This window comes from Streptomyces sp. NPDC051217 (assembly GCF_044455465.1).
Lineage (GTDB): Bacteria > Actinomycetota > Actinomycetes > Streptomycetales > Streptomycetaceae > Streptomyces.
Window position 1 is genome coordinate 248,382 of the sequence record NZ_JBITEV010000003.1, and the last position, 23,314, is coordinate 271,695.

The 23,314-nt window shown below is 71.6% G+C and carries 20 protein-coding genes; 11 read left to right on the top strand and 9 right to left on the bottom strand.

Annotated features, from left to right (window positions below; all coding sequences use genetic code 11):
* Positions 1-56: 56 nt before the first annotated feature.
* A complete protein-coding gene (locus tag ACIBBB_RS09350) occupies positions 57-737 on the bottom strand; it encodes an NADPH-dependent FMN reductase (RefSeq protein WP_398980393.1) in 681 nt (226 codons plus the stop codon).
* A 53-nt stretch (positions 738-790) separates the two neighbouring features.
* Between ACIBBB_RS09350 and soxR the strand changes: the two genes are divergently transcribed.
* The 4 genes from soxR (at position 791) to ACIBBB_RS09370 (ending at position 3,752) form a co-directional block, all read left to right on the top strand.
* Complete coding sequence (gene soxR, locus ACIBBB_RS09355; RefSeq protein ID WP_398980394.1) at positions 791-1,246, top strand: redox-sensitive transcriptional activator SoxR; 456 nt, start codon at positions 791-793, stop codon at positions 1,244-1,246.
* A 20-nt stretch (positions 1,247-1,266) separates the two neighbouring features.
* Positions 1,267-2,043: an aminotransferase class IV gene (locus ACIBBB_RS09360; protein WP_398980395.1), complete on the top strand. Its 777-nt coding sequence runs from the start codon at positions 1,267-1,269 to the stop codon at positions 2,041-2,043.
* A 220-nt stretch (positions 2,044-2,263) separates the two neighbouring features.
* On the top strand, positions 2,264-2,785 hold the full coding sequence (locus tag ACIBBB_RS09365) for a hypothetical protein (RefSeq protein WP_398980396.1): 522 nt from the start codon (positions 2,264-2,266) through the stop codon (positions 2,783-2,785).
* A gap of 340 nt (positions 2,786-3,125) precedes the next feature.
* The gene (locus ACIBBB_RS09370; protein WP_398980397.1) at positions 3,126-3,752 is read left to right on the top strand and encodes a class F sortase; all 627 of its coding nucleotides are present in this window, start codon (positions 3,126-3,128) and stop codon (positions 3,750-3,752) included.
* Positions 3,753-3,800: 48 nt separating this feature from the next.
* On the opposite strand, the gene ACIBBB_RS09375 is transcribed toward ACIBBB_RS09370, so the two are convergent.
* Entirely contained in the window at positions 3,801-4,580 is a 780-nt protein-coding gene (locus ACIBBB_RS09375; RefSeq protein ID WP_398980398.1) for a sulfite exporter TauE/SafE family protein, read from the bottom strand.
* Between the two features lie 201 nt (positions 4,581-4,781).
* Here ACIBBB_RS09375 and ACIBBB_RS09380 point away from each other — a divergent pair, with 201 nt between their 5' ends.
* The 4 genes from ACIBBB_RS09380 (at position 4,782) to ACIBBB_RS09395 (ending at position 10,346) form a co-directional block, all read left to right on the top strand.
* Positions 4,782-6,077 (top strand): NAD(P)/FAD-dependent oxidoreductase, encoded by a 1,296-nt coding sequence (locus ACIBBB_RS09380; RefSeq protein ID WP_398980399.1) that lies wholly within the window; start codon positions 4,782-4,784, stop codon positions 6,075-6,077.
* Between the two features lies 1 nt (position 6,078).
* Complete coding sequence (nirB, locus tag ACIBBB_RS09385; protein ID WP_398980400.1) at positions 6,079-8,622, top strand: nitrite reductase large subunit NirB; 2,544 nt, start codon at positions 6,079-6,081, stop codon at positions 8,620-8,622.
* 14 nt (positions 8,623-8,636) lie between these two features.
* On the top strand, positions 8,637-9,023 hold the full coding sequence (gene nirD, locus ACIBBB_RS09390) for a nitrite reductase small subunit NirD (RefSeq protein WP_398980768.1): 387 nt from the start codon (positions 8,637-8,639) through the stop codon (positions 9,021-9,023).
* Positions 9,024-9,185: 162 nt separating this feature from the next.
* Entirely contained in the window at positions 9,186-10,346 is a 1,161-nt protein-coding gene (locus tag ACIBBB_RS09395) for an alkaline phosphatase PhoX (protein ID WP_398980401.1), read from the top strand.
* Here the strand turns inward: ACIBBB_RS09395 and ACIBBB_RS09400 are convergent.
* The 7 genes from ACIBBB_RS09400 to ACIBBB_RS09430 all read right to left on the bottom strand — a co-directional run bounded on the left by ACIBBB_RS09400 (position 10,316) and on the right by ACIBBB_RS09430 (position 19,703).
* Positions 10,316-11,386: an ArsR/SmtB family transcription factor gene (locus tag ACIBBB_RS09400; RefSeq protein WP_398980402.1), complete on the bottom strand. Its 1,071-nt coding sequence runs from the start codon at positions 11,384-11,386 to the stop codon at positions 10,316-10,318. The two genes, ACIBBB_RS09395 and ACIBBB_RS09400, sit on opposite strands and share 31 nt — an antisense overlap.
* Positions 11,387-11,785: 399 nt before the next feature.
* Complete coding sequence (ppdK, locus tag ACIBBB_RS09405) at positions 11,786-14,605, bottom strand: pyruvate, phosphate dikinase (protein WP_398980403.1); 2,820 nt, start codon at positions 14,603-14,605, stop codon at positions 11,786-11,788.
* A gap of 222 nt (positions 14,606-14,827) precedes the next feature.
* Positions 14,828-15,538: an HAD family hydrolase gene (locus ACIBBB_RS09410; RefSeq protein ID WP_398980404.1), complete on the bottom strand. Its 711-nt coding sequence runs from the start codon at positions 15,536-15,538 to the stop codon at positions 14,828-14,830.
* Positions 15,535-16,662 (bottom strand): ABC transporter ATP-binding protein, encoded by a 1,128-nt coding sequence (locus tag ACIBBB_RS09415; RefSeq protein WP_398980405.1) that lies wholly within the window; start codon positions 16,660-16,662, stop codon positions 15,535-15,537. Before ACIBBB_RS09415 ends, ACIBBB_RS09410 begins: the two co-directional genes overlap by 4 nt.
* Before the next feature lie 7 nt (positions 16,663-16,669).
* Positions 16,670-17,611, bottom strand: a complete 942-nt coding sequence (locus tag ACIBBB_RS09420; RefSeq protein WP_398980406.1) for an ABC transporter permease — start codon at positions 17,609-17,611, stop codon at positions 16,670-16,672.
* A complete protein-coding gene (locus ACIBBB_RS09425) occupies positions 17,599-18,549 on the bottom strand; it encodes an ABC transporter permease (RefSeq protein WP_398980407.1) in 951 nt (316 codons plus the stop codon). The genes ACIBBB_RS09420 and ACIBBB_RS09425 overlap by 13 nt, the downstream gene beginning before the upstream one ends.
* Positions 18,549-19,703 (bottom strand): ABC transporter substrate-binding protein, encoded by a 1,155-nt coding sequence (locus ACIBBB_RS09430; RefSeq protein WP_398980769.1) that lies wholly within the window; start codon positions 19,701-19,703, stop codon positions 18,549-18,551. Before ACIBBB_RS09430 ends, ACIBBB_RS09425 begins: the two co-directional genes overlap by 1 nt.
* Before the next feature lie 386 nt (positions 19,704-20,089).
* On the opposite strand from ACIBBB_RS09430, the gene ACIBBB_RS09435 reads away from it, so the two are divergent.
* Genes ACIBBB_RS09435 through ACIBBB_RS09445 form a run of 3 tightly spaced genes read left to right on the top strand, consistent with a single transcriptional unit; the run spans position 20,090 to position 23,096 of the window.
* Complete coding sequence (locus ACIBBB_RS09435; protein ID WP_398980408.1) at positions 20,090-20,857, top strand: GntR family transcriptional regulator; 768 nt, start codon at positions 20,090-20,092, stop codon at positions 20,855-20,857.
* 51 nt (positions 20,858-20,908) lie between these two features.
* The gene (locus tag ACIBBB_RS09440) at positions 20,909-22,399 is read left to right on the top strand and encodes a sensor histidine kinase (protein WP_398980409.1); all 1,491 of its coding nucleotides are present in this window, start codon (positions 20,909-20,911) and stop codon (positions 22,397-22,399) included.
* A 34-nt stretch (positions 22,400-22,433) separates the two neighbouring features.
* Complete coding sequence (locus tag ACIBBB_RS09445) at positions 22,434-23,096, top strand: response regulator (RefSeq protein ID WP_398980410.1); 663 nt, start codon at positions 22,434-22,436, stop codon at positions 23,094-23,096.
* The last annotated feature ends 218 nt before the right edge of the window (positions 23,097-23,314 follow it).

Here is a 23,314-nt window from a genome sequence, read left to right on the forward strand (position 1 = left end):
CCCGGACGCCGGCAGTTCGCCGTGGGTGCCCTGCTCCACGATATGGCCCGCCCCCATCAACCGGCGTACTCGCGGCTCGACTTGGCGTCCCGCAGGGCCAGGCCCCACCAGGCGATCTGGTCGAGCATGGCGGCGGCCGCCGCGTCGGCGCCGTCCGGGTCCCGGTGCCTGCCCTCGTCGTCGAAGAGCGCACCGGCGTTGTGGAAGGAGACGGTGTCGCGTACGGACACGGCGTGCAGTTCGGCGAAGACCTGGCGCAGATGCTCGACGGCGCGCAGACCGCCGGAGATCCCGCCGTAGGAGACGAATCCGACGGGCTTGGCCTGCCACTCGTGGAAGTGCCAGTCGATCAGGGCTTTGAGGCCCGCGGGGTAGGAGTGGTTGTACTCGGGGGTGACCACCACGAAGGCGTCGGCCTCGGCCAGTCGGTGGGTGATCCCGGCGAGCTGGTCGCGGACCTCGGCGGTCGGTTTGTAGGAGAGAGCGGTCGGCAGATCGGTATCGGCGAGGTCGATCAGCTCGACGGTGAAGTCGGCGCGCCCGGCGGCCCGGGAGACGAACCAGTCGGAGATGACGGGGCCGAACCGCCCATGCCGGTTGCTGCCCAGGATGACGGCGAGCCTGAGGGGCGCCCGGGAACCCGGTGAAGCCGGAGAAGCCGGAGAATCCTGGGGCGCCGGGGCTCCGGAAGATTTCGGGGTCGCTTCGGTCCCGGCATCGTTCGTGGTGATGTCCATGGGGTCGAGCCTGGTACTTAAACCATGGTTCAGGTCAAGCTACGCTGGCCCGCGTGAACCATCTCGCCTGGAACGCCAAGGAAGCCACCGTCGGCGAACTGGCCGAACGCAGCGGCGTCGCCCCCTCCGCCCTGCGCTTCTACGAGCGCGAGGGCCTGATCACCAGCCGCCGCACCACGGGCAACCAGCGGCGCTACAGCCGCGACACCCTCCGGCGTGTCGCCTTCATCCGCACCTCGCAGCGGCTCGGCATCCCGCTGGCCCTGATCCGCGACGTGCTGGCCCTGCTGCCGGCGGACAGCACACCCACCGAGGAGGACTGGGCCCGGATCTCCGAGTGCTGGAACGAGCACCTGGAGTCCAGGATCCGGACCCTCCAGCGGCTGCGCGACAACCTCGCCGACTGCATCGGCTGCGGCTGCCTCTCGCTGGAGCGCTGCGCCCTGTCCAACCCCGGCGACGAACTGGCCTCGCGCGGCCCCGGACCCCGCAGACTGATCGAGGAGTGAACGGTCATACCGTGGGGCCCATGGCAGATCCCCTGGCACATTTCGAGGTTGTCGAGGTCAACGGCGAGCCCGCCACGGAGGCCGCGCTGCGGGTCCCCGCGTTCAACAGCTACGGGCACTTCACCGCGATGCAGATCAGGGGCGGCCGGGTCCGCGGACGGGATCTCCATCTCGCCCGGCTCGATTCGGCCACCCGTGAACTGTTCGGCGCGGGTCTGGACGGGAAGCGCGTACGGGAACTGCTCCGGCACGCGCTCGGCGACATCTCCGACGCCTCGGCCCGCGTCTACGCGCACTGGCCGGAGGGCGAGAAGGAGGCGCGGGTGATGATCACCGTCAGACCGCCGCAGACCAAGGCAGACCGGCCGCACGGCCTGATGTCGGTGCCGTACGCCCGCCCGGTCCCGCACATCAAGCATCTGGGCGGCTTCGGACAGACGCACTACCTGCGGGCCGCCGAGCGCGCGGGTTTCGACGAGGCGCTGCTGACCGCGCCCGGCGGGGTGGTGACGGAGGGAGCCATCACCAACATCGCCTTCTGGGACGGCACGTCCGTGGTCTGGCCTCAGGCGCCCTCGCTGCTGGGGATCACCATGGCGTTGCTGGAGCCGCGACTGCCCTCCGTACGGAGGCCGGTGACGCTGGCAGACCTGCCCTCGTACGCGTCGGCGTTCCTCACGAACTCGCAGGGTCTCGCGCCCGTCGACCGGATCGACGACGTGGAGTTCACGGTCGACGCGGAGCTGATGGGAACGGTGACGGCGGCGTACGAATCGGTGGAGTGGGACGCGATCTGAGCCGCCGCCGTCACCGCTCCGGGGCCCTCACCCATTCGGCACGACGGGACGCCCGGCGTGTCCCGCTCCCGGTCTTCCGTTGCTGACCTGCGGAAACTCTGACCGGCAAGCGGGACACGCCGCACGAACGGAGTCAATCTGATCCTCCATCAGCAGGCGTGCGCGCCGGGCCCCGTCTTGTCTCGGTAGAGACGAGAACCGCGCCGCCCCGGAGGACACCATGCGCACCACCGCCCGCCTGCTGACCGGTACCGCGCTGGCGGCCGCCTCGCTCGGAGTGTCCCTCGCGGCCCCCACCGCCGCGTCCGCCGGCGACCGGGGTGAACTGGACCTGTACCCCTCGACATCCGCGCCCGGCGCGAAGGTCACCGTCAACACCACCGCCTGCGGCAAGCACGGCCACGGCAGGGGCGACGCGAGTTCCCTGGGCGCGGGCGAGTTCCCTCTGCGGCCCGGCGACTACAAGGACATCGCCGTCGGCCATTTCCGGGTGCCCGAGAACACCCGGGCCGGCGCCTACGGCGTCTTCGTACGCTGCGAGAACGGCCGGGAGGCCCGCGGCGACCTGACCGTCGAGCACCACCGCCAGCAGGAGCCGACCGGCCACGTACGGAGCGGGGTCGGCGGCAGCGTCGGGCCCGACACCACCCAGATCGCGGCGGGGGCGGCCTTGCTGGCCGCTGCCGCCGTCGGCGGGACCTGGCTCCTGCGCCGCCGGGCGAGCGGCGCGCAGGACAGCTAGGGCCTCTCTTTTGGATCAGGCCGGATCAGGGGGCGCCCGCCGCGGCAGCGGCTGATGTCCCGGTTGGTGCCGCGGATCGCAAAGCGGAGGAGGGAGGCATGGCGGAGCCACGCCGACCGACGACGACGGAGGGGGCACCTCCCGTGCCCCCTCGGGGGCCACGGGGGGAGAGGCGCGGCACCGGGACCGCGAGCCGGGCAAGATCCGAAAGAGAGGCCCTGGGCGGGCCGCGGCCCTCCACCGCGCCCGTGACCGCCGTGGTCCCCGCCTCCGTCATGCTCATCGCTGCCGGGGGCGGGGGAACAACTTCCGGAGGACGTATGAACGCGAGGGTCGGCCGATGACTGTCAAGGGCAAGGCCTGGCTGATAGCCGGCGCCGCGTGCGCCGGAGTGTTGCTCGTCCAGAACGGCTCGCGGAACATCACCCCGCCGATCCCGTCGGCCGCCCAGGCGTTCGCCGCCGGGTCCGGCTTCCACACGGACGCCGCCGCCGATCCGATGCCGGCGTCCTCGCCCGTACGGCTACGGATACCGGAGATCGGCGTCGACGCGCCCGTCACCCGGCTGGGTCTGGCGAAGGACGGCAGTCTGGACGTGCCGCCGGCCGAGCAGGGCGATGTCGCGGGCTGGTACGAGCGCGGCACCGCCCCGGGCGCCAAGGGCACGGCGATCGTCGCGGGCCACGTGGACAACGCGCGCGGCCCCGCCGTCTTCTACAGCCTCGGCACCCTGAGGAAGGGGCAGCGGATCGAGGTCACCCGCGAGGACGGGCGGACGGGCGTCTTCACGGTCGACGCGGTCGAGGTGTACGACAACGAGAACTTCCCCGACCGGAAGGTCTACGGGAAGGCGGACCGGGCCGAGCTCCGGGTGATCACCTGCGGCGGCGGATTCTCCGCGAAGACCGGCTACCGGGGCAACGTCGTGGCGTACGCGCATCTCATCGGTGTCCGGGGGCCCCACTGAGGCGTGGGCGTGCGGGTGCGGGTGCGCGTGTACGCGTACGTGTTGTCGTCAGGCGGCGAACTGGTCGAAGGCGAGCTTCGCGACCAGTGAGAACACCACGACGAGCAGCACACCGCGGACGAACTCGCTGCCCTTCCTGAGCGCCATCCGCGCGCCGAACATGCCGCCCGCCAGATTGAACACCGCCATCAGCGCGGCCAGTTGCCACATCACGGTGCCCTGGTAGGCGAACATCGCGAGCGCCCCGCCGTTGGTGCAGACGTTGACGATCTTGGCGGTGGCGGACGCCGTGACGAGGTCGAGGTGGAGCACGGCGGTCAGCGCGAGTACGAGGAAGGTGCCCGTGCCGGGGCCGAACAGCCCGTCGTAGAAGCCGATCCCGCCGCCGACGAGGACGATCGCCGTGAGGTGCCGGCCCCGGGTGGCGGGCCCGCCCGCCTGCGCCCTGCCGAACGAGGGCCGCAGCATCACGAAGGCGGCGACACCGAGCAGCACCACCATGATCACGGGGCGCAGGACGTCGCTGCTGATCCCGGCGGCGAAGAACGCCCCGGCCATCGACCCGGCGAGCGCCATCAGCCCGATCCGTACCGCGCTCCTCACGTCCACCGGCGCCTTGCGCACATAGGTCACGGCGGCGCCGCTGGTGCCGACGATCGCCACGGCCTTGTTCGTCCCGAGGATGTGCGCGGCGGGGACGTGCGGCAGACCGAGCAGCATCGTGGGCAGGAGCAGCAGCCCGCCTCCGCCGACCACGGCGTCGATCCAGCCCGCGGCGGCTGCCGCGAGGCAGAGGACGATGAGCGTGGTCAGCGATATGTCGGGCATGATCGCGAGCCTATGGGACGAGGTCGTTGTCCCTGACACCGATATCGGCGGAGGTGGCGCACGCCACGTCACGTCCGCGGGGCGGGCGTGCCGGGGGCTCGTCCGGCCTCACACCCCGGGCCGGCCCGTGCTGAGGGCAGCGTTCCGAGCGGGAAACAGTGGAGGCGCCGCCGGGTAACACCGGCCCCGCAGTCTGCGGACATGGCTGCTGACGGCGGGGCGACGGAGATCGTGGTGATCGGCGGGGGCACGGCCGGGGTGCGGCTGGCCCAGCGCCTCGCCGCGTCCTCCTCCGCCGCGCCCCGGGTCACCCTGCTCGGCGAGGAGACGCGCGCACCGTACAACCGGGTGCTGCTCGCGGACGTACTCGCCGGGCGGTACGGCCCCGAGGTGATCGCCCTGCCACGGGTACCCGGCACCGAGCGGCGAGGAGTCCGGGCGGTGCGGATCGACCGGGCCGAGCGAGTGGTGCGGTGTGACGACGGCAGCGTCGTCCCGTACGGGCGGCTCGTCCTCGCGACCGGTTCGAACCCCGTCCTGCCGCCGCTGCGCGGGCTCTGGGGCCCGGACCACCACGGTCTGCCGGAGGGGGTGCACGCCTTCCGGACCATGGACGACTGTGTGGCGCTGTCGGCGGCGGTACGGCCGGGGAGCAGGGCCGTCGTCGTGGGCGGCGGGCTCCTCGGGGTCTCGGCCGCCCGCGCGCTGGCCGAGCGGGGCGCGCAGGTCGTCCTCGCCCAGCAGGGCGAGTATCTGATGGAGCGTCAACTTGACCGTACGGGCTCGCTGTTGCTGAGGCGGCGGCTGGAGTCGTGGGGAGTGGAGGTCCATACGGAGTGCCGCGTACGCGGCCTCGCACTCACCGAGGCGTCCGGCGGAAGGGCCGGCAGGGTGGCGGCCGTCGAACTCGCCGACGGTTTCCGTCTCGACGCCGAACTCACCGTCCTGGCCTGCGGTGTACGCCCCCGGACGGGTCTCGCGCGCGCCGCCGGGCTCGATGTCCGGCGCGGCATCGTCGTCGACGACGAGCTGCGGACGTCGGACCCCCGCATCCACGCGATCGGCGACTGCGCCGAACACCGGGGCCTGCTCTACGGTCTCGCGGGTGCCGCGCTCGAACAGGCCGACGCACTGGCCCAGTCGCTCACCGGCGACCGCGCCGCCGAAGCACCCGCGCCCCGCTACACCGGCACCCGCTCACTCACCCGCCTCACCCTCTCGGCCCTCGGCGGCCACGCTCCCGAAGCCCCGCTCCCACTCGACCTGGCCGCCTTCGGCGAGACGACGGCCCTCCCCGGCGACGACGTCGTCCAGTTGACCGACGCCACCCGGGGCGCCTACCGCAAGGTCGTCGTCCGTGGTGACCGTCTCGTCGGCGGTGTGCTCCTCGGCGACCTCGCCACGATCGGCGCGCTCGCCCGCACCTGGGAGGACGACGAACCGCTGCCGCCCACCACCCCACTGCTCCACCTGCTCACTCCCGACGGAGGCTCCTGAGATGCCCGACACGACATCCCTCCCCACCATCCTGGTCGTCGGCCACGGCATGGTCGGCCAGCGGTTCCTCGAAGCCCTCGCCGAGCACGGCACGACCGGTCGGGCACGGATCGTGGTGCTCTGCGAGGAGCCGCGCCCCGCCTACGACCGGGTCCGGCTGACCTCGTACTTCTCCGGCCGGGCCCCGGACGAACTCTCCCTGGTCGAGCCGGACTTCATGGACCGGCACGGGATCGAGCTGTATCTGGAGGACCCGGCCGAGACCGTCGACCGCACCACGCGCACGGTCACCTCGCGCGCCGGGCTGACATTCACGTACGACACGCTCGTGCTGGCGACCGGCTCGTACCCGTATCTGCCGCCGGTGCCGGGCAAGGACGCGACGGGCTGTTTCGTCTACCGCACGATCGAGGACGTGCTGGCGATCGAGGAGTACGCGAAGACCGCCCGCACCGGCGCCGTGGTGGGAGGCGGGCTGCTCGGTCTTGAGGCGGCCGGTGCGTTGCGGGGGCTTCAACTCGACACCCACATCGTGGAGTTCGCGCCCCGGCTGATGCCCGTCCAGGTGGACGACGGCGGCGGCGCGGCGCTGCTGCGCACGATCGAGGGCATGGGCCTGACCGTCCATACGGGCGTCGGCACGCAGGAGGTGACGACGGACGCCTCGGGTGCCGTCAACGGCATGGTCCTGTCGGACGGTTCGGTCCTGGCGGCCGATCTCGTCGTCTTCTCGGCGGGCGTACGGCCCCGGGACCGGCTCGCGCGCGAGGCGGGGCTGCGGGTCGGCGAGCGAGGCGGTATCGCGGTGGACGAGCGATGCCGTACGTCGGACCCGCGGATCTTCGCCATCGGTGAGTGCGCGCTCGCGGCCGACGGGCGGGTGTACGGACTGGTGGCGCCGGGCTACGAGATGGCGCGGACGGCGGCGGACGCGATCGCCGAAGTCACCGAGGGCGCGGCCGAGTTCACCGGAGCCGATCTGTCCACGAAGCTCAAGCTGCTCGGGGTGGACGTCGCGTCGTTCGGCGACGCGCACGGCGCCGCCCCCGGCTGCCTCGACGTCGTGTACGCGGACTCCCGCTCGGGCGTCTACAAGAAGGTCGTCGTCGGCGCGGACGGCGCGCTGCTCGGTGGCGTGCTCGTCGGCGACGCGGACGCGTACGGGATGCTGCGCCCGCTGACCGGTTCCGTACCGCCCGTACCCCCGGAACAGCTCGTCCTGCCGCCAGGGGCCGGGACACCGGCCGCGCTGGGCCCGGCGTCGCTGCCCGACAGCGCCGTGATCTGCGGCTGTCACCACGTGACGAAGGGCGCGATCACCGCGTGCGCGACGCTTCCCGAGGTGAAGAAGTGCACCAAGGCCGGTACGGGCTGCGGCAGTTGCGTGAAGGTGATCGGTCAGCTCCTGCCCTCGGCGGGCGACGGCGGACTGTGCGGCTGTTTCCCGCACACACGCGGCGAGTTGTACGAGATCGTGCGGACCCTGCGCGTGACCTCGTACGCCTCGCTGCTCGACTCGCACGGCCGCGAGGGCGCGCGCGGCGGTGACGGCTGCGAGATCTGCAAGCCGGCGATCGGCTCGATCATCGCCTCGCTCGCGCCGACACTCGGGCTGAGCGGCCATGTCCTGGACGGCGAGCAGGCCGCGCTCCAGGACACGAACGACCACTTCCTCGCCAACTTGCAGCGCAACGGCTCCTATTCGATCGTGCCGCGTATTCCGGGCGGTGAGATCACCCCTGCGAGACTGATCGTGATCGGCGAGGTGGCACGGGACTTCGGGCTCTACACGAAGATCACGGGCGGCCAGCGGATCGATCTGTTCGGCGCGCGTGTCGATCAACTGCCGCGGATCTGGGCGCGGCTGGTGGCGGCGGGCTTCGAGTCGGGGCACGCGTACGGGAAGGCGCTGCGCACGGTGAAGTCGTGCGTCGGCCGGACCTGGTGCCGTTACGGCGTGCAGGACTCGGTGAGAATGGCCATCGATCTGGAGCTCCGCTACCGGGGGCTGCGCGCGCCGCACAAGCTCAAGTCGGCTGTCTCGGGCTGCGCCCGGGAGTGCGCGGAGGCGCGCGGCAAGGATTTCGGGATCATCGCGACCGCGGAGGGCTGGAATCTGTACGTGGGCGGCAACGGCGGCGCCGAGCCGCGTCACGCGGATCTGCTGGCGCGGGATCTGGACGACGAGTCGCTGGTGCGGCTGATCGACCGGTTCCTGATGTTCTACATCCGCACCGCCGACCGCCTTGAGCGCACCTCGGCGTGGCTGGGCCGGATCGAGGGCGGCCTCGACCATGTGCGGGACGTGGTGGTGAACGACTCGCTGGGGCTCTGCGGCGAGCTGGAGAGGCTGATGGCCGACCATGTGACGGGCTACCGCGACGAGTGGGCCGAGACGCTGGAGGATCCCGAGCGGCTGCGCCGTTTCGTCTCCTTCGTCAACGCGCCGGACGCGCCGGATCCGACGGTGCGGTTCGTGCCCGAGCGCGACCAGATGAAGCCGGATCTGACGTTCCTGACGCTGGAAGGGGTCTCTGCCCGATGAACGCGATGAACGTGATGAAGACGACGACCATGGACCCGGCGGCCGGCCCGGGGCAGGCTCGCGGGGACCGGCCGCCTGTTCTTCAACTCCTCCTCGGCGACGCCTGGTTGCCGATCTGTGAGCGATCCGCGCTCATTGCGGGCCGGGGGGTGGCCGCGCTGCTGCCTGACGGCCGGCAGGCCGCGCTCTTCGTGGACCGGGCGGGCCGTACGTACGCGATCGACAACCGTGACCCGTACTCCGGCGCCCAGGTGCTCTCACGCGGGCTGACCGGCACCAGGGACGGCCGTGCCTTCGTGGCGTCGCCGCTGCTCAAGCAGTGTTTCGACCTGGAGACGGGCCGGTGTCTGGACGACGACTCGGTGGCGGTGACGGTCTACGCCTCACGCCTCGCCCATTGAGTCGGCCCTTGAGCTGTTCCGGCGGCAGGAAAGATCCCCGCACCGGGTGTTGGCCGCGCCGCGCCGTCCGCGCGCCTCGGAGTTCAGACGGTGGCCATCCGGTCCCACTAGGTTGTCGTGCGCACGCCAACTCACGCCCACCCCACCCCATGGAGCGGCCCAGTGGAACGTCGCAATTTTCTGCGTGGAGCGGTCATCGGAACCTCGGCGGCCGCACTCGGCGGCACACTCTGGCGCGGCGCGGCCTACGCCGACCCCGCACAGCCCGGCGCGGGGCCGTACGGCACCCTCGGATCCGCCGACGGCAACAACATCCGGCTGCCCGCCGGGTTCACCAGCAGAGTCGTCGCGCGGTCCGGGCAGACCGTGCCCGGTACGTCGTACACCTGGCACAACGCCCCTGACGGCGGCGCCTGTTACGCCGACGGCAGCGGCTGGATCTATGTCTCCAACTCGGAGATCAACCCGTCCGGCGGCGCGGGCGCGGTCCGTTTCTCCGCGGCGGGCGCGATCACCGGCGCGTACCGGATCCTCTCCGGCACCCGGCAGAACTGCGCGGGCGGCAGCACCCCGTGGAACACCTGGCTGTCCTGCGAGGAGGTGGACCGCGGCTATGTGTACGAGACCGACCCGTGGGGCGTGAAGGCGGCGGTACGGCGCGACGCGATGGGCCGGTTCAAGCACGAGGCCGCGGCGGCCGACCCGGTGCGCCGGGTGATCTATCTGACCGAGGACGAGACGAACGGGTGCTTCTACCGCTTCACGCCCACCACGTGGGGTGATCTGTCCGCCGGGACCCTCCAGGTGCTGCGGGCCGGCACCGCCACCTCGGGCTCCTTCACCTGGGCGGCGGTGCCGGACCCGGACGGCTCGCCGGCCCAGACCCGTGACCAGGTCTCGGGCGCCAAGCGGTTCAACGGCGGCGAGGGCTGCTACTACGCGGACGGCTCGGTGTGGTTCACCACCAAGGGCGACAACCGCGTCTGGCGGGTCGATCCGGCCGCCGGTACCTACGAGTTGGCGTACGACGACTCGCTCGTCAGCGGCGGCGGTGCCCCGCTGACCGGCGTCGACAACGTCACCGGCTCCTCGTCCGGCGATCTGTTCGTCGCGGAGGACGGCGGGAACCTGGAGATCTGCGTGATCACTCCCGATGACGTCGTCGCGCCGTTCCTGCGCGTCGGCGGGCAGTCGGGCTCGGAGATCACCGGTCCGGCCTTCTCGCCGGACGGGTCGCGGCTGTACTTCTCCAGCCAGCGCGGTACGAGCGGCAGTTCGTCGGGCGGCATCACCTACGAGGTGACGGGGCCGTTCCGCACGTAGGACGTCCCGTCCGGCGTCCCGTCGGACCCGCCGTCCGACCTCTGGGACCGGCCGGGCAGCTTCTGGGCGCCGCCGCGCAACAGGGCGGCGCCCAGCGGTGTGAGCGTGTGCAGGACGGCGTTGCCGTGGCGCAGGGTCACCACGAGGCCCGCCTCGCGCAGGACGCACGCGTGCTGGCTGGCCGAGGCGAGTGACACCCCTGCCCTGCGGGCGAGTTCGCTGGTGGTCGTGCCGTGCTCGATCGCGCTCAGGACGGCGGAGCGCGTACGGCCGACCAGCCGGCCGAGGGACGCCCCGGCGCCCCGGCCGCCGTGGCCCGAGGCGACCGCGGTGTCCGCGTACGTGACGGGGTAGACGAGCACCGGCGGCAGCGCCGGGTCGCGGTAGACGACCGGTGTGACCCGGCAGAAGTACGAGGGCTGGAGCAGCAACCCCCGTCCGTCCAAGCACAGTTCCCGGTCCACCGGGTAGTCGGCCTCCAGGACCGGGGCGCGCCAGCGGATCATCGGCGGGAGCGTGGCGAGAAGTTCGTCCGTACCCCCGTCGAGCAGCGCCCGGCCCCTGGCGACGCGGTCCGCCTCGGCGCGTGCCCTGATGTGCGGCCAGTACGGCTCCACCGCCGCCCGGTGGTACGCGCGCAGAGCCCCGACGAGCCGGCCCAGCTCCGCCGGGTCGCCCCCGGCGAGCGCGACGGTCCGGGCGGGGCGGGCGGGCGATCCGGAAGGGAGCAGGGCCAGTTCCGTACGGACCCGCTCCCGCGGTGTCGCGCGCAGCGCCTCCAGCCCGTCCACGAGCCCGAATCGGCTCTCCGGGGGCGTCAGGAAATCCGGGAAATAGCCTCGTCGGGGCACCACCGCGTTGAGCAGACGTGTTTCACCCTTCAACTTCACCCGCGCTTCCGCGCGCCATTCCCCGAAAACGAGTGCGCCCCGCCGGTCCCGCAATCGGTGAAAGCTGAGAATCGTTTCCCACAACGGGTCGGGACCGGCGGCCATCCTGACCCCGCCGAGGTCTCTTCCCGTGAAATGAATTCGCAGCACCCATCCCCCACTTGTTGCATCCGCAATCGACACCAGCGATGAGTATGCACGCCATCACAGGCCGTCACCACGGAGTTTCAGCCACAGTTGAAACGCATCGCGCGGTCCGGGTGCGAAACGAAAGGCTGTACCGGGTCGGGCGCGAAACCCGAACCACCGGAAAGGCGCTGTGAAGGCCGTGGGGGGCTTTGCACGCTCGGCGGCGGTGGGTGAGGGTTGCGGCTCCGCGCCCGGCCTGAAAAATGGGGTGCGGCCGATGGATGGGGATCCACCGGCCGCACCCCGATTTGTTGCCCTCCCGGTCTTATCCATTTCCGGAAGAGCGGGAGCGAGCGATTTCACATTCCGCGCGGCGCGATACCGTGCTCGTGGTCCGGCGCCGGCGAATATGCCCGGGGCTCAGCGCGAGTCGCCGGAGCCGTCCGACCGCGCCGCCGCCCGCCCGGCCTCCAGGCGGGCCACGGGGATCCGGAACGGCGAGCAGGACACGTAGTCCAGGCCCACCTCGTGGAAGAAGTGCACCGACTCGGGGTCGCCCCCGTGCTCGCCGCAGATGCCCAGCTTCAGATCGGGCCGCGTCCTGCGGCCGGCCTCGCACGCGCTGCGCACGAGTGCCCCGACACCGTCCATGTCGATGGTCTCGAACGGGGACACCCCGAAGATGCCCTTCTCCAGGTACGCGGTGAAGAAGCTCGCCTCGACGTCGTCGCGCGAGAAGCCCCACACGGTCTGGGTGAGGTCGTTCGTACCGAAGGAGAAGAACTCGGCGGCCTCCGCGATCTGACCGGCGGTCAGCGCGGCACGCGGGAGTTCGATCATCGTCCCGAGCGCCAGCTTGAGGTCGATGCCGCTGGTCCGCCGTACCTCGGCGATGACCTGCTCGGCCTCGTCGCGGACGATCTCCAGCTCCTGGACGGTGCCGACGAGCGGGATCATGATCTCGGCGCGCGGGTCGCCCTTGGCGTGCTTGCGCTCGGCCGCGGCTTCGGCGATGGCCCGCACCTGCATCGCGAACAGCCCGGGGATGACCAGGCCGAGCCGTACACCCCGCAGTCCCAGCATCGGGTTCTGCTCGTGCAGTTTGTGCACGGCCTGGAGCAGCCGCAGGTCGTTCTCGTTGTGGTCCTTACGGGCCTCGGCGAGCGCGACCCGTACCGACAACTCCGTGATGTCGGGCAGGAATTCATGCAGCGGCGGGTCCAGCAGCCGTACGGTGACGGGCAGTCCGTCCATCGCCTCGAACAGCTCGACGAAGTCCTTCCTCTGCAACGGCAGGAGGTTCTTCAGCGCCTGCTCGCGCTCGTCGTCGGTGTCCGCGAGGATCAACTTCTCGACCATCGCCCGGCGTTCACCGAGGAACATGTGCTCGGTGCGGCACAGTCCGATGCCCTGCGCGCCGAAGCGCCGGGCCCGCAGCGCGTCCTCGGTGTTGTCGGCGTTGGCTCGCACCCGCAGCCGGCGGCGGCGGTCGGCGTACGCCATCATCCGGTGCACGGCCTCGACCAGTTCGTCCGCGTCGTCGGCGCCCGCGTGCATCCGGCCCTCGAAGTACTCGACCACCGGCGAGGGGACGACCGGTACCTCGCCGAGGTAGACCTTGCCGGTCGAGCCGTCGACGGAGACGATGTCGCCCTCCTCGACCACGGTCTTGCCGACGGTCATCCGGCGCCGCTTGGTGTCGACCTCCAGCTCCTCCGCGCCGCAGACACAGGTCTTGCCCATGCCGCGGGCGACGACGGCGGCGTGCGAGGTCTTGCCGCCGCGCGAGGTCAGGATGCCCTCGGCGGCGATCATGCCGTCCAGGTCGTCGGGGTTGGTCTCGCGGCGGATGAGGATGACCTTCTCGCCGGAGCGCGACCACTTGACCGCGGTGTACGAGTCGAAGACCGCCTTGCCGACGGCGGCCCCGGGCGACGCGGCGATACCGCGCCCCAGCAGCTCCGCTCCGGCCCCGCCCTCGAAGCGCGGGAACATCAACTGGGCCAGCTGTGCCCCGTTGACGCGCTGGAGCGCCTCCGCCTCGTCGATCAGGCCCTGGTCGACGAGCTGGGTCGCGATCCGGAAGGCGGCACCGGCGGTGCGCTTGCCGACACGGGTCTGCAGCATCCACAACTCGCCGCGCTCGATGGTGAATTCGATGTCGCAGAGGTCCCGGTAGTGCGTCTCCAGGGTCTCCATGATCTGCATCAGCCGGTCGTACGACTTCTTGTCGATGGTCTCCAGATCGGCGAGCGGCACGGTGTTGCGGATACCGGCGACGACGTCCTCACCCTGCGCGTTCTGGAGGTAGTCGCCGTACACGCCCTGGTGACCGCTGGCCGGGTCGCGGGTGAAGGCGACGCCGGTGCCGGAGTCCGGGCCGAGGTTGCCGAAGACCATGGAGCAGATGTTGACGGCGGTGCCGAGGTCGCCGGGGATGCGCTCCTGGCGCCGGTAGAGCTTGGCGCGGTCGGTGTTCCAGGACTCGAAGACGGAGCAGATGGCGAGATCCATCTGCTCACGCGGGTCCTGCGGGAAGTCACGGCCCGCGTCGCGCGCGACGATCTTCTTGAACTGCTTGACCAGCTTCTTCAGGTCGGCGGCGTCGAGGTCGACGTCGGTGGCGGCCTTCTTCGCCCGCTTGGCGTCCTCCAGCGCCTCCTCGAAGTGGTCGCCGTCGACGCCGAGGACGGTCTTGCCGAACATCTGGATGAGCCTGCGGTAGGAGTCCCAGGCGAAGCGCTCGTCGCCGGACTGTTTGGCGAGGCCGGCGACGGACTTGTCCGAGAGGCCGATGTTGAGGACGGTGTCCATCATCCCGGGCATGGAGAACTTGGCGCCCGACCGTACGGAGACGAGCAGCGGGTCGTCGGACTGGCCGAGCTTCTTGCCCATCGTGCGTTCGAGGGCGCCGAGGTGTTCGCCGACCTCCGCGCGCAGGGCCGGCGGCTCGGCACCGGTGTCGAGGTAGACCTTGCACGCCTCGCTGGTGATCGTGAAGCCCGGAGGGACGGGCAGGCCGAGGTTGGTCATCTCGGCGAGGTTGGCGCCCTTGCCGCCGAGAAGGCCCTTGAGATCCTTGTTGCCCTCGGTGAAGTCGTAGACGAACTTCTGGTCCTGTGGGGCGGTGTCTGTCGCTACGTGGGTGTCTTTGCTTCTCGACACGGATCTCGACTCCTCCGGGAGGCGCTGGCTGCCCTGACGGCGAGGAACATACCCAGATCGAAGGTGCCTGGACATGTCCACTTGTCCGTCATACGGCCGCAACCACCCGTCCGCCACTGGATCGAATGCGAATGACGGGGGGTCACCGATCCCCATCCCCTTCACGCCTCGAACCGGCCATGACCTTTGCATGGGGCAACTCGCTCATGTGAGCCGGGATAGCGACTTCTGAGTTCATCTCTCGAACACGGAAGGGGTGGCACCCAGTGCCACCCCTTCCGGAAGTGCAGCCGCACGTCAGCCGCTCGTCTGAGCGAAGAATCTATCAGACGTGGCGAGAATCACGCCCTCCAGAACCGCCGGATCCACGTCCTCCAGACTGCTCGCGAAGTACCGGCCCTTCCCCGGTGCCACCGGCAGGAGCGAGGGGACGACGAGGACGGGGCACCCGGCGGCCTCGGCGGAGGCCGTGCCGTCCGGGGAGTCCTCCACGGCCACGCACGCGCCGGTCGCGACACCGAAGCGCTCGGCCGCCGCCCGGTAGGGATCCGGGTACGGCTTGGTCCGTACGGTGTCGTCGGCCGACAGCGTGAAGGCGAAGGCGACATCGGCCAGCGAGCCCGCGACGACCGAGTCGACCACGCTCCGCGGTGAGGCGCTGACCAACGCGAAGGGCACTCCCGCCTGTTCGAGGGCGGCCAGCAGTTGGCAGGCTCCGGGGCGCGGGGGCGCGCCCGCCTCCACACGCCGGAGGAATGATCCGGCGAGGTCGGCGGCGACTGTCTCCACGCGGGGCGCGCCCGTCATACGTACGAGGTGCGCCGCCGTGTCGGCGACGGCGCGGCCCACGACCTCGGGCGCGTCGGCGTCCGAGAGACGGTGGCCGAGTCCCTCGGCGACCTCGGCCGCCGCGTCCCACCACAGGGTCTCGGTGTCGACCAGCGTGCCGTCCATGTCGAAGAGCACGGCGGCGGGAGTACGTACCCGGTGGTCGTCCGGCCCGCTCACGCGGCCGTCCCGGCCGCGGTCGGCACGACCAGCACCGGGCGGTCCGCGGGCCGGACGGTGGCGCGTACACCCGGTGCCAGCGCCCCCGCGTCCCGTGACGGCACGTCGGCCTTCACCGAGCCGCCGTCGGGCAGGTCGAGCAGCACACGCGTCACGGACCCGAAGAAGGACGCGGAGACGACCGTCGCCGTACCCCGCCCGTCCGCCGTCGCCGTCACGTTCTCGGGCCGGATCAGCACATCCACGGCCGGGCCCGGCGGGATCTCGCCGTCCACCGGCAGCGTGACTCCGGCGACCGCCACCCGTCCGCCGTCGGTGAGCTGTCCGGGCAGCCGGTTCATCGTGCCGACGAACTCGGCGACGAAGGCCGTCGCGGGCCGCTCGTACAGCTCGGCGGGCGGCGCGCACTGTTCCAGGCGGCCCGCGTTGAGGACGGCGACGCGGTCGGCCATCGACAGCGCCTCCTCCTGGTCGTGCGTGACGAAGATGGTGGTGATGCCGAGCGAGAGCTGGAGCCGCCGGATCTCCTCACGCAGGGACAGCCGGACCTTGGCGTCGAGCGCCGACAGCGGCTCGTCGAGCAGCAGGACGCGGGGGCGCAGCGCGAGCGCGCGGGCCAGCGCGACCCGCTGCTGCTGGCCGCCGGACATCTGGTGCGGGAAGCGGTCGCCGTGCTCGGGAAGGCCGACGAGGCCGAGGAGTTCGGCCGCGCGGTCGCGCCGCTCGGCGGCGGACACCTTGCGTACGCGCAGGCCGAAGGCCACGTTGTCGCGGGCGTTGAGGTGCGGGAAGAGGCTGTACGACTGGAACACCATGCCCGCGTCGCGGCGGTTGGCCGGGACACGCGTGATGTCCTCGCCGTCCACGAGCACCTCGCCGGCGTCGGGGTGCTCGAAGCCCGCGAGCACCCTCAGGGCGGTGGTCTTGCCGCAGCCGGACGGACCGAGCAGGGCGAGGAGTTCGCCGGGGCGGGCGGTCAGGTCGAGACCGTCGAGCGCGACGGTGGGGCCGAACTCCCGGCGCAGACCGCGGAATTCGACGAGCGCGCCGGAGGCGGCGGCGCCGGGTGCGGCGGCCTGCCCCGGACCGGTGGCGCCGCCGGGCAGCGTGGATGTGGCTGACATGGGTGGGTTACTCCTTGCCGGAGAGGGAAGTCGGGGCGCCCGGCGCCGGGCTGGTGGCTCCGGCGGCCGCGCGTGCTCCCGCGCGGGACAGGACCATCAGCAGCGCCCACGCGATCAGCAGGCTGAGCAGTGACACCGCGACCGATGTCTGGGCCTGCGAGCCGGAGATGGTGACGATCCAGACCGCGAAGGGCTGGTAGCCGAGCAGTGCGGCGATCGTGTACTCGCCGAGGACCAGCGCCAGGGTGAGGAACGAGGCCCCCGCGAGCGACGACCGCAGATTGGGCAGGACGACCCGGAGGATCACGTACGGCATGCCCGCCCCGCAGTTGCGCGCGGCCTCCACGAGTGTCGGGATGTCGACCGCGCGCAGGCCCGCGTCGAGCGACCGGTACACGAACGGCAGCGCGAGCACGGTGTACGCGATCACCAGCACGAGCGGGAACGACTCGTTCTGCACGACGATGAACGTCTGGTAGAGCGGCGTCGTGGACAGATACTCCGGTCCCCAGCCCAGCACCGTGGTGATCCCGCTGACGAGCGCGATCGGCGGCACCACCAGCGGCAGCATGCAGACGATCTCCACGAGGGGCCGCAGCCGGGGCGCCCCGAGCCGTACGGCGACGAGCGCGGGCACCGCCAGCAGCAGGGACAGGACGATGGTGCAGGCGGCGAGCCCGAGCGAGAGCAGCAGGCTGTCCGCGAACCCCTCCGCCGACAGGATGCCGGTGTACGCCTCGAAGGAGACGCCCTGGCCGGGCGTGTGCACGGTGAAGACGAACGAGGCGAGCAGGGGTACGACGAAGTAGATCCCGGCCAGGACCAGTACGGCCCCGCGCCAGACACGCGGGCGGCGCCTCCCGCGTACCGAGGAGGCGGCCGGCGTCACCTCCTTGGGAGGCGGAGCCGCCGGCGAGGTCGCGGACGCCGTCGGGGTCAGTGCAGCCATCGGGTGCTCCGTCGCTGGAGGGGCAGGTAGACCGCCATCACCACACCGGCGATCACGATCATGTCGAGGCTCAGCGCGAGCGCCACGTTCTCCTGCCCGACCTGCACGTTCCCCGACAGCGCCGCGGCTATCTTCAGGGTGACCAGTGGCACGGATCCGCCGACGAGCGCGGCGGCCGTCGCGTACGCGGCGAACGCGCTGCCGAAGAGCAGCACGAACCCGCCGAGCAGGGTGGGGAGAAGGACCGGCAGTCCGACGTGGCGCCAGAACTGCGCGTCCGTGGCCCCGGCGTTCTGCGCCGCCTCCCGCCACTGCGGGCGCAGGCCGTCCAGCGCGGGGACGCTGACCAGCACCATCAGCGGCACCAGGAAGTAGAGGTAGATCACGGTGAGTCCGGTGAACGAGTAGAGATTCCAGCCCGCCGCGTCGAGATGCGCGAGCTGGGTGACGACACCGGAGATGCCGAGGGTCGCCACGAAGGCGAACGCGAGTGGCACCCCGCCGAAGTTGGCGAGGACCCCGGACGCGGTGAGGACGGACTCGCGCAGCGCGCGCCGCCGTGAGGTGACGACGGCCTGGGCGATGAGCATCCCGAGGACGGTGCCGATCAGGGCGGTCAGCGCCGACAGTTCGACGCTGCCGGTGAGGGAGGTGAGGTAGGGCCCCTGGAGGGAGGTGGAGACGTTGGCGCCGGTGGCCGAAGTGGCGCCGGTGACCGCGTCCTTGGTGGTGAAGGCGCCGTACACGACGGCGGCGACGGGGAGTCCGAAGCAGGCACCGGCGAAGGCGAGCAGCGGCAGGGCGCCGAGCCAGGCGCGCGGCCGGGGCGCCCGCGAACGCGTTCCGTGCGGTCGGGGCGCGCGCCACCGACGGCGGGTGCCGTCGGCGGCGGGCGGCGGGGACGAGGTGCCCGGAGGGGGCACGGCGGAAACAGCCATCAGGAGACGGCCTTGTCCCAGTTCTCGGCGAGTACGGCCTTGACGCTGTCGAGGTCGGCCGCCTCGGGGAACGTCGGGTCGCCGTCGACCTTGGGCAGCTTGGTGACGAAGGTCTTGTCGACGGAGCCGTCCTCGGTCATCGAGGGCAGCAGTACAGGCCTGGCGTACCCCTTCAGGAAGAGGTTCTGACCCTCGGTGCTGTACAGGTACTCCATCCACAGGCGGGCGGCGGCCGGGTGCGGCGCGTCCTTGTTGATCGCCTGCGAGTAGTACTGGGCGTACACGCCGTCGGTCGGTACGGCGACCTGCCAGTCGACGCCCTTGCCCTTGAACTGGTCGGCGTAACCGGCGTTCAGGTAGTCCCAGTCGATCGAGATGGGGGTCTCGCCCTTCTGGACCGTGGCCGGGGTGGACTCGACGGGGATGAAGTTGCCGCTCTTCTTCAGCTCGCCGAAGTAGTCGATGCCGGGCTGGATGTCGGTGAAGGTGCCCTTGTTGGCGAGCGACGCCGCGTACACACCGCCGAAGGCCGAACCGGACTTGTTCGGGTTGCCGTTGAGCGCGACCTTGCCCTTGTACTCGGGCTTGAGGAGATCGGCGAAGGTGGTGGGGCAGGTCTTGACGCGGGAGGCGTCGCAGCCGATCGAGATGTAGCCGCCGTAGTCGTTGTACCAGAGGCCGTTCGGGTCCTTCTGGGCCGTGGGGATCTTGTCGAAGGACGTCACCTTGTACGGGGCGAAGAGCCCTTCGGCGGCGCCGCTGCGGTCGAAGGGGATGCCGAGGTCGACGACGTCGGGGGCGCGGTCCTGGCCCTTGCGGGACTTGATGGCGTTGATCTCGTCGGCGCTGGCGGCGTCCGGCGTCTCGACCTCCACCTCGACCTTGTACTTCGCCTCGAAGGACTTGATGATCTCGCCGTAGTTCGCCCAGTCCGGCGGCAGGGCGATCGCGTTGAGCGTGCCCTCCTTCTCGGCCGCGGCGACGAGGGCGTCCATGCCGCCGAAGTCCGAGACGGTCACGGCGGCGCCGGCCTTCACACCGCCGGCCGTGTCGGCGTCGGCGGACGTGTCGGACTTCGCACCGCAGGCGGTGAGCGTGGTGAGTGCGGCGGTACTGAGCGCCAGGGCGGCGATGAGCCGGCCGTTGGCGCGCATGCGTATACGGGTCACGCGGGGACTCCCGGAAGCGGTGAGGGTTTGAGTAAGGGCTCAACTTGTTCATACAAGCTGGGATCAGTTCGCCCGGTGCGGATGACCGGGAGGTGAACGGACGATGGCCGTCCCGGCACAGCCCGTGGAAGACAAAAACACCCACAAAGCACCTGATCGGCACAGGAATTCAGGAGGGTGGAGGGCGAAGGGGCGGGAACGGGTACGGTGCCTGAAAGGCATCCGCGTACAGACGTACGTGCGCACAGTCGGCCCGGCTGACCGACCGGACCGGAATGACAGGCACGACGGGGCGCGACGGCAGGACGGCATGAGGCATGACGGCAGGACCGGGACCGGTCGGCACCGGTCGACCTGGGGGGAGCAACGGCGTGGGAAGTTCGGCGGGTTCGCGCTATCTGGAGATCGCGGAGGCGCTGCGGCAGTCGATCCTCGACGGCGAGTACCCGATCGGCGCGCGCCTGCCGTCCGAGAGCGATCTCGCGGCCCACTGGTCCGCCTCGCGCGGCACGGTCCGCCAGGCGGTGGGGCTGCTCGCCTCCGAGGGACTGATCGGCTCACGCCAGGGGGCGCGCCGTGTCGTCCTGCGCCAGGAGCGGCGGCACAGCTTCCAGCAGCTCAACAGCTTCGCGCAGTGGGCGCGGGCGATGGGCAGCGAGGTAGCCAGCCGCATCCTGACGCGTACGACCCGGCCGGCCACCGCCGAGGAGACGGCCCGCCTCGGTATCGCCCCCGGGAGCGAGGTGCTGGACGTCCTGCGGCTGCGCCACCTCGACGGCGAACCGGTCCTCGTCGAGCGCACCGCGTACACGGACTGGGTGGCCCCCGCCGTCCGGGCGCTGCCCGAGGACTGCGTGTCGATCATGGACAGCATCGCGGCGGACGCGGGCATAGTCGCCCACTACGGCGAGCATCTGATCGACGCGCTCGCGGCAGGGAGCGAGGACGCCAGACTGCTGCGGGTCCGCCGGGGCAGCCCACTGCTGCGTCAGCGCTATCTCACGTACACGGCGGCGGGGCGCCCCATCGAGTGGACCGACGACCGCTATCGCGCGGGCACGGTCGCGTTCAGCGTCTCCAACTCGGCCGCCGCGGCGCCGCTGGAGCGGCACGCGGCGCCGGGTGTCGCAGGCCGTTGACTGGACTTTCGGCAGTGTCGGAAGGGTCCGGAGATCCGTACGGTCGTACGTGTGGACAGCACGACGACAGCCGGAAGAACGACGGCCGAAAGACACCCACCCGGGCGGGCCGGCGGACCGGTCCCGTCCGGCGCCCTGCTGACGGCCGCCACCACGGTGTGCGCCGGGCTCAGCGCGCTGAGCCTGTGGTGGACCGTGCCGACGGTGATCGCCGCGTTCCTGGCGGGGCGGCGGCCGGGCAGGACCGGTCCGACCGCGCTCGTGCTGGTCGCGGCTCTCGCGGCCGGGGTGGTGGCGGTCACCACCGTGCCCGGCCGGCCGGAGTTCGGGGACTGGTTCGTCGGCGTGGTCGCCTTCGGCGCGACGCTGCCGTGGTTCGCGGGGCGGTTCTGGCGCCAGTGGCAGGACCTGACACAGGCGGGCTGGGAGCGGGCCGAACAGCTCGAACGTGAACAGCGGTTGGTCGCCGAACAGGCCAGGTCGCGCGAGCGGGCCCGGATCGCCCAGGACATGCACGACGTGCTCGGCCACGACCTGAGCCTGATCGCGCTGTCGGCGGGCGCCCTGAAGCTCGCGCCCGGCCTCGACGAGCGGCACCGGACGGTCGCCGGGGACATCAGGACCAGGGCGGCGGCAGCGGTGGAGCGGCTGGGAGAGGTGATCGGTGTCCTGCGCGAGGAGACCGAAGGGGATCCCGAGGTACGGGGAACAGGGATCGCTCGGCTGGCCGAGGAGGCGGCCGCGTCGGGGCTGGCGGTGGAGTTGTGTGTGGACGGCGAGCCGGCGGAGGTACCCGCGATGGTCGGGCGGGCCGCCTTCCGCGTCGTACAGGAGGCGTTGACGAACATCGCCAAGCACGCGCCCGAGGCGACGGCGACGGTGCGGGTGACGCACTCGGCCGGTGAGACGACCGTCGTGGTGGAGAACGGTCCGTCACCGTCCGCGCCCAAGTCGCCTGTACGGAGGGGGAGTTCGGGCCGGGAGGCGGGACGCGGTCTGATCGGGCTGGACGAGCGGGTCCGGCTGGCCGGCGGCACCTTCGAGTACGGCCCGCGCGACGGGGGCTTCTCCGTGGGCGCCCGCATTCCGCATGTCCCGCCGCCCCGACGCCCACCGCCGTCCACATCCACGTCCGCGCCCCCGTCGCTGTCGCCGTCGCCGTCGCCGTCGCCCCAGGAGCACCGCGCCGCCCGCCGCCGCGTCAGCAGGACCCTCGTCGCGGCGGTCATGCTGCCGCTGGTCACGGCGGCGTTGCTGAGCGGGGCGCTCGCCCGGTGGGAGGCGTATTCGGCGTCCCGGTCGGTGCTGGACCCCGGCGACTACGCCCGGCTGCGGGTGGGACTGGACAGGTCGGAGGTGGGCACGTTCCTGCCCGACCGCGAGACGAACCAACGGCCGCCCGGCGCGGACCCGGAAGAGCGAGGAACGACGTGCGAGTACTACGCGATGACGGCCGACCGTTTCGACGACCGCTCCGGCGATGTCTACCGGCTCTGCTTCCGGGACGGCACGCTGGTGTCCCTGGACGCGCTCGCCCCGTGAACGGCGGAGTACGGGGCGCGAAGGCGGTCGGCCGATGATCCGCGTGCTGATCGCCGACGACGAACCGATGATCCGCGCCGGAGTCCGCGCCGTTCTGTCCACCTCCCCGGACATGGACGTCGTCGCGGAGGCGGGCGACGGCCGCGACGCGGTGGAGCTGACACGGCGTCACCGTCCCGCCGTGGCCGTCCTCGACATCCGCATGCCGGGCCTCGACGGCATCGAGGCGGCCTCCGAGATCCGCGCCACCGTGCCGGAGACGAACGTCATCATGCTGACGACGTTCGGCGAGGACGACTACATCCTCCAGGCGCTCGGCGGCGGCGCGGCCGGCTTTCTGATCAAGTCGGGCGAGCCGGAGGAACTGATCGCCGGGGTACGGGCGGTGGCCGAGGGCGCCGCCTGTCTCTCGCCCACGGTCGCCGCCCGCGTCGTCGCGCATCTCGCGGCGACCGGCGCGGGCGCCGTGGCGGGGCGCCGCGCCGCCGCCCGCGCCAGGACGGACACGCTCACCGGCCGGGAGCGGGAGGTGCTGGTCTGTGTCGGCTGCGGGCTGTCCAACGGGCAGATCGCCCGGCGGCTGCATGTGGTGGAGGGGACGGTGAAGGCGCACGTGAGCTCGATCCTGGCCCGCCTTGAGGTGGACAACCGGGCGGCGGCCGCGATCGTCGCGCACGAGGCGGGGCTTCTCCCGTAGGGGCGTCGGCAAAGTCCCGCCCGGCCCACGACGCCCGGCACGCACGCTCGCTGTGTTGTGCTCAGTCGGCCATGTACGCCCAGTACGAGCCCGATCCTCCGCCTTGCGACCGCACGCACCGGACGCCGCGCCCCCCGCCCTGCGGCGGACGCCCCTATTTGTCGGACACGCCCCAGGGGAGTTGGCGCCGAAAGGCAGGGGCGGCGGTTGACTTTCGT